Origin of the sequence: Streptomyces atriruber, from assembly GCF_001418325.1 — a bacterium.
Classification (GTDB): domain Bacteria; phylum Actinomycetota; class Actinomycetes; order Streptomycetales; family Streptomycetaceae; genus Streptomyces; species Streptomyces atriruber.
Window position 1 is genome coordinate 1 of record NZ_LIPN01000623.1, and the last position, 6,434, is coordinate 6,434.

General features: G+C 69.7%; 8 protein-coding genes. 5 read left to right on the forward strand and 3 right to left on the reverse strand.

The annotated features are described in order from the left end of the window. The first annotated feature begins 276 nt into the window (after window positions 1-276). The 5 genes from AOK03_RS39365 to AOK03_RS39390 all read left to right on the forward strand — a co-directional run bounded on the left by AOK03_RS39365 (window position 277) and on the right by AOK03_RS39390 (window position 3,741). Complete coding sequence (locus AOK03_RS39365; RefSeq protein ID WP_055570136.1) at window positions 277-543, forward strand: hypothetical protein; 267 nt, start codon at window positions 277-279, stop codon at window positions 541-543. Further along, window positions 524-1,042: a DUF6879 family protein gene (locus tag AOK03_RS39370; protein ID WP_055570137.1), complete on the forward strand. Its 519-nt coding sequence runs from the start codon at window positions 524-526 to the stop codon at window positions 1,040-1,042. The genes AOK03_RS39365 and AOK03_RS39370 overlap by 20 nt, the downstream gene beginning before the upstream one ends. 3 nt (window positions 1,043-1,045) lie before the next feature. Beyond that, window positions 1,046-1,894, forward strand: coding sequence for a helix-turn-helix domain-containing protein (locus AOK03_RS39375; protein ID WP_055570138.1), 849 nt, complete (start codon window positions 1,046-1,048; stop codon window positions 1,892-1,894). Window positions 1,895-2,208: 314 nt separating this feature from the next. Next, window positions 2,209-2,709: a glycine-rich domain-containing protein gene (locus tag AOK03_RS39380; RefSeq protein ID WP_055570139.1), complete on the forward strand. Its 501-nt coding sequence runs from the start codon at window positions 2,209-2,211 to the stop codon at window positions 2,707-2,709. Between the two features lie 390 nt (window positions 2,710-3,099). Then, window positions 3,100-3,741, forward strand: a complete 642-nt coding sequence (locus AOK03_RS39390) for a response regulator transcription factor (RefSeq protein ID WP_208609709.1) — start codon at window positions 3,100-3,102, stop codon at window positions 3,739-3,741. 13 nt (window positions 3,742-3,754) lie between these two features. Here the strand turns inward: AOK03_RS39390 and AOK03_RS39395 are convergent, their stop codons facing one another. From AOK03_RS39395 to AOK03_RS39405, 3 genes are all read right to left on the reverse strand, one after another. Beyond that, complete coding sequence (locus tag AOK03_RS39395; RefSeq protein ID WP_055570141.1) at window positions 3,755-4,558, reverse strand: hypothetical protein; 804 nt, start codon at window positions 4,556-4,558, stop codon at window positions 3,755-3,757. After that, entirely contained in the window at window positions 4,558-5,169 is a 612-nt protein-coding gene (locus AOK03_RS39400; protein ID WP_079075260.1) for a SigE family RNA polymerase sigma factor, read from the reverse strand. The genes AOK03_RS39395 and AOK03_RS39400 overlap by 1 nt, the downstream gene beginning before the upstream one ends. A gap of 48 nt (window positions 5,170-5,217) precedes the next feature. After that, on the reverse strand, window positions 5,218-6,434 hold a 1,217-nt coding region (locus tag AOK03_RS39405; RefSeq protein ID WP_055570142.1), incomplete at its 5' end, for an MFS transporter.

Below are 6,434 nucleotides of genomic sequence, written 5' to 3' on the forward strand. Positions count from 1 at the left end.
CCCCGGACGACGTGGCTCCCCTCCCCCACTCCTGACCCCCGGTCATACTCATCCCGCTCATCCCGTGGAAGAACCGCCGCCGGTGCGGCCAGACTGAGCCGAACCGGGCCGACCTGTGCGTACGCAAGGCCTGGAAGGACATACAGAGCACGTTCAACGAGGCGGGGCAGCTTCGGATCACAGGCGCGGACGGCCTCTTGCGCTGATTCGCCGGAAGGGTGACGCTCAAGCAATCGGCAGCAATCGGTGGCAATGGGATCGACGCAGGGAGAGGTCATGCGCTTGCGTTTCCTGGGGATCATCCCCAATACCGGCAAGGACGACTCGCCGACGATCTGGGTGGACGAGGACAGCGGGGATCTACTGATCCAGTCCTACAAGGCCACGGAAGAGGAGCTGAAGGCGTGCCAGGAGATCGGCTCAATCCCCGGCCACGGAACGGACGTTCCGGACCATGAGGCGCTGATCCGCCTGCCCAAGGTCATGATCCAGTACATTCCTCGCCCTGACGGAGACGCCACCGATGCAACCCCCGGCACGTGAACCCCTCGCCCGGGCCCGACAGTCCGCCATTCACCTCGAGGTCCGGGACCAGTACGCCAGCACGGACCCGGACTTCATCGAATGGCGCGAAGGGCGAAGGGAGTTCACCCCGGACAATCGCGCCGACTGGTGGGAGGGGTGGCACGACGCCGTGCACGCTGCCGCCTCAAGAGGCGTGTCCGTCCGCCGCGCCCGCGTCGTCTCAGAGCCGCTGACTGACTATGTGCGATGGGAGTACGCCTACGCGCTGACCAACTGCGCCGCGGGGGAGGACGTGCGTTGGCTGCCCCGGCGCAAGGCCAAGGATCTCGCGATCCCCGCCGTGGACTTCTGGGTGTTCGACGGCGAGTTGGTGCTGTTCCACCACTTCAGTGGGGACGGCACACTGATGGAGCGCGAGTACGTCACTGACGCAGCCCTGGCCGCGTGGTGCACTAAAGCCTTCGAGGCGATCTGGCAGCGAGCCACGCCCCACGAGGAATACAAGCCGGTTCATTGAGTCGTGTCGCAATCATCGTCGTCCAACGTCCAGCAAGCCAGGCAGCTTCTTGCCGACCGGCTAAGGGAGCTGGTGAAGGATTCCGGGCTCGAGGGGCGAGAGGTGGCCGCGCGCTGCGGCTGGGCTCCGTCCAAGGTTTCCCGGATCGCTACGGGGCGTCAGAAGCCCAGCGAGGACGACATCCGAGCGTGGTGCCAGGCCTGTGACGCCGAGGATCAGGCGGCGGACCTGGTGGCTTCCCTGCGGGCCGTCGAGGGCATGTGGCTCACGTGGCGCCGCCTTGAGCGTGCCGGGCTGCGCCAGTCCCAGGAGGAGCGCCTACCGCTGTATCAGCGCACGCGCCGATTCCGCTCGTACAGCTCATGGGTACTGCCCGGTCTCCTCCAGACCCACCAGTACACGGAGGACGTGCTCCGGACGATCCAGCAACAGCGGGTTACGCTCGATGACGTGGCCGATGCCGTAGCGGCCCGCATGGACCGTCAGCGTGTGGTTCACGAGGGGCAACGGCTGTTCGCGTTCCTGATTGAGGAGCCCGCCCTCCGGAACACTCTGAGCAACGCGGAGACGCAGGACGAACAGCTCGAGCACCTCCTCTCCGTGAGCCGTCTGCCGAACGTCAGTCTCGGCGTGGTGCCGATGGGCCAGGAACGCCGCCAACTCCCCGTTGAGAACTTCTGGATCTACGACCATGCCCAAGTCAACGTCGAGTTGGTCAGCGGGTACCTGACCCTGACACAGCCCAGCGAGATCAAGGCGTACGCCGACACGTTCGCCACGCTGGCCGATATGGCGGTCCACGGCCCGAGGGCCCGTGCGCTGATCATCAAGGCCCGTGACTCACTTGTGTAATCCCCGCGCAATCAGGCGCAATCCGCTGTGAGTTGATGGTTCCGCCTTCCTAGCGTGGTTGAGAACGGACCACGTGAGGGGACTGCCCCGATGACAGCGAAGACCGATGCGCCCACAGAGGACGGACCCGACTGCGAGAAGTGCGGAAAGCTGATCAAGCCCCTGAGGAGCGGGCATCAAGTCTCGCCCGTCGCACGCCCCGTGAAGCGGAGACGGCCGGGCGGGTCAGCACGTCGAGGCCCCCGCCCCCGGTTGGTGGAAACCCTGGACAGGTCGGCAACCGGGGGACGGTCCCACATCAGGGAGGCACGCACATGAACCATGCACGCGACTTACTCACCCCCGACACGTTCGGGGGCGTCGTCGCCACAGTGGTCGACAACAACCCCGGCATGGATGAGCCCATGGCCGCGCGGATCGTCACGGAAGCGCTCAAGTTCGTTGACGCCGCAGCGCGGTTCCCCACGGTGAGGATCACCCCGTCGAACGTGGTGGACGAGGGTTGGCACGCGCTGATCCTGCATACAGGGCCGTACTCCAAGCTGTGCGAACGCTTGGGCCGGTTCGTTCACCACTGGCCTGAGCGTCCCGACCCCGAGCGGCACGACCCCGACGCACTGACTCGCACGGTGGCGCTGATCGAGGAGGCCGGACACCAGGTGGACCGTGAGCTGTGGGAAGGCCCCAGCAAGGTCCTGGTGGCCGTGGCCGCGAGTTGCTCACACACGCCGAAGCCGGGCGGCTGTGGCCCCATCAACCCCGGCGGCTGTGCGTCGCACTGCTCAGGAGGAAGCGGCGGAGGCGGCGGTGGCTAGGCTGCCCCCACCCGCGGCGGAGAGGCGAGGACATGAACGCGGAAGAGGCCCGGCAGGTGGACGCCGCTTTGAGGCGGCTGGGCATCCCTGGGGTGGTCGCGCCGGAAGATCCGGAGAACACGGCGGGGCCATGGCGGGTGTACGACACCGCCGGCCCCGAGGCCCGGAGGGACATCACCGCTGACGCCCTGGTAGCCGTCGTGGGGAAGTTCCAAGAGGCCGCCCCGGAGTCCGCCCCGCGCTCCACGAACGGTCCTACGAGAGGCTTCGTGATCCCGCCCGCTGAAGACTGAGTCACCATCGGCCCCGGTCCGGTGCTCCCTGGACCCCGGAGCGCCGGCCGGGGCCTTCTACTGCCCTGAGCTGGGACGCTGGCCTTAGCCTGAGCCCATGGACGAGATGCCCGAAGACCACCGCCCAGCGAAGTCCGTAAGAGTCCTCCTCGCCGAGGACCAGGGCATGATGCGGGGCGCGCTCGCCCTGTTGCTCGGGCTGGAGGAGGACATCGAAGTCGTCGCCCAGGTCGGCCGGGGCGACGAGATCGTCGACGCGGCGCTGAACGCCCGACCGGACGTGGCTCTGCTCGACATCGAACTGCCGGGCCGCAGCGGCCTCGACGCTGCCGCCGATCTCCGCGAGGAGTGCCCCGACTGCCGGGTCCTGATTCTCACCACCTTCGGCAGGCCCGGCTATCTGCGCCGCGCCATGGAGGCGGGCGCGGTCGGGTTCCTGGTCAAGGACGGGCCCGTCGAGGAGCTCGCCGAGGCGGTCCGGCGGGCGTTGCGGGGCGAGACGGTGATCGATCCGGCGCTCGCCGCGGCCGCGCTCAGCGCCGGGCCCAGCCCGCTGACCGGCCGCGAGGCGGACGTCCTCAAGGCCTCCGTGGACGGCGCCACGGTCTCCGACATCGCGGGCAAGCTGCACCTGTCCGAGTCGACCGTGCGGAACTACCTCTCGGCGGCGATCGGCAAGACGGGGACGCGGAACCGGATGGAGGCGGTGCGCGAGGCCCGGCAGCAGGGCTGGCTGTGAGCGGGCGGGGGCGTCAGTCCTCCTGCACCACTTCCGCGTTCCCCTTCGTGTCCTGGACGCGGATGCTCTTCAGCTCGCCCGACGGGCCCGACTCCTTCTCCTCCTTCGTGAACCACAGGTAGCCCGAGCCCGCCGCCTTGTGGAGCTCCGGCTCGGACGTGCCGTTCTCGTACTCGTACACAACACGGTGGGTCTTCGGGCCCACGTGTCCGACGGTGACCTTCCTGCCCTTCAGCTCGAACTCCACCGAGGCGAAGCTCAGGCCGTCGTCGCCCCCCGGCTCCTTGTCCTGGAGTCCGAAGGAGGTGACCTTTTCCTTGCCGTCGGCGCTGACCACGATCGCGTACCAGGGCCGGTCGAAGTTCGGGACCGGGTCCGTCGTCCGCTCGTCCCAGACACCCGCCCCGATCATCGCCTTCTGCTGGCCGCGCGCCTCCGCCTCGTCCCGCGGAGCACCCCACACCCGCAGCTCCACCCGCGCCACGCGGGTCCCGGAGCCGTCCCGCACTTCGGTCAGCGGGGTGAGCCGAGGGGCGTAGACATGCCGGTCCCTCGCGGTGCCGTGCTGCGACGCCGCCTGCGCGTGGTCCCTGCCGTCCACCACGGCGAGCGCCAGCGAGCCAGTGGAGCCGACGATCGTGGCCGCCGCCAGGGCACCGAGCGCCCAGCGGCGCGCCTTCCTGCGCCGCCCGCCGCGCAGCACCGCCTGGTACGGGGCCGCGCCGATCTCGACCCCGTCCGCCACGTCCGCGAGGCGGTGGGTGATGTCACTGTGCTCGGCGGCGTCGAGCTGCGCCGGGTCCTGGTCCCTGGTCATTACTTCTCCCCTCGGCTTCCGACCTTGTCGGTCAGTGCGGGTATGGCGCGCAGCTTGGCGATTCCCTTGGCGGCATTGCTCTTCACGGCGCCGACCGAGCAGCCCATGGCCTCGGCGGTCTGCGTCTCGCTCAGGTCCTCCCAGTACCGAAGGACGACCGCTTCGCGCTGGCGGGCGGGCAGCTGGGCGAGGGCGCGCAGCAGCCCCGCGCGCTCGTCCGCCTGTGCCATGCGGTCGCCGTGCTCGGGTCTGTCGAGGACCGGGCCCGAGTCCTGCAAGGACAGGAACTCCTTGAGCTTGCGGCGGTGCTTGCGCGCGTGAAGATTGATCATGATCCGGCGCACATAGGCGTCCGGATCACCCGCCGCGCTCACCTTCCGCCACGACACGTACGTCCGCTCCAGGGACGACTGCACCAGGTCCTCCGCGGCGTGCTGCTGGCCCGTGAGAAGAAACGCCGTGCGCATCAGCTGCGACCAGCGGTTGGTGACGAACCCCTGGAAGTCGCCGTCGAACCCGCCGTCGAACCCGTCGGTGCCACCACCGGCCCCGCTGCCTACAAGCCTGCCACCACCGACCCCGCTGCCAGCGGTCTGCTTCTGCTCCCCCATGAATGCCTCCTTGCACATTGGAGTCCATGGAGGCCGCAAACCGTTGCCTCAGTCGGTGCCCTGTCCCCGGGCCCGGCGTCCCGGCATCCACAGGAGCAGTACCACCACGCCCGCCAGCAGGATGAACGCGCTGGTCCGGAACGCCATCGCGTACCCGTCGGTGAGCGCCTGCGGCGACGTCGAGCCGTGCATCTGCGCGGCCGCCACCGTGGAGAGCACCGCGAGGCCGAGCGCGCCGCCCATGGTGCGCGAGGTGTTGACCAGGCCGGAGACGAGTCCGGCGTCGCCCGGTTCGGCGCCCGACGTGGCGAGCGAGGCGAGCGGGGTCGTGGCGAGGCCCGCGCCGAACATCATCACGATGCCGGGCAGCAGGATCGAGGTGACGTACGCGCCGTCGACCGTCATCGTCGACTGCCATCCGAAGCCCGCGGACGCCACGAGGATGCCCAGCACGGAGACGTTCTTCGGGCCGAGCACCGGCATCAGGCGCGGCGCGAGCATCGACCCGAGGACGACGGTGAGCGAGGACGGCATGAGGGCGAGGCCCGCCTTCATGGCCGAGTACCCGAGGACGTTCTGGGTGTAGAGCGTCATGAACATCCACATGGCGAACATGCCGCCGCCGCACACGAACATCGCGGCGTTCGCGGCCGACACCGTCCGCACCTTGAACAGCTTCAGCGGCATCAGCGGGGCCTTCGTGCGCGACTCCACCAGGAGGAACGCCGCGAGCAGGGCGAGGCCCGCCGCGAGGGGCACCAGCGTCGCGGCCGCCGTCCAGCCCTTCTCCTCCGTCTGCACGATGCCGTACGCGAGGGTGGCGAGGCCGGCCGTCACGAGCACCGCGCCCGGCACGTCCAGGCGGCGCGTCCGGTCGGCCCTGCTCTCGGTGAGCCAGGCCAGGCCCGCGACGATCACCAGGGCACCGACCGGCACGTTGATCAGGAGCACCCAGCGCCAGGAGAGCAGGTCGGTCAGGACCCCGCCGACCAGGCCGCCCGCCGCGCCGCCGCCCGCTCCGACCGCCGACCAGACGCCGATCGCCCGCGCCCGTGCCGGGCCTTCGGGCACCGCCGACGTGAGGATCGTCAGGGTCGAGGGGGCGAGGACCGCCGCGCCGAGCCCCTGCACGGCGCGCGCCACCAGCAGCTGCCACTCGGCCTGCGCGAGGCCGCCGCCGAGCGAGGCGGCGGTGAAGAGGCCGAGCCCGACGAGGAACATCCTCTTGCGTCCGAAGAGGTCCCCGGCCCGGCCGCCGAGCAGCA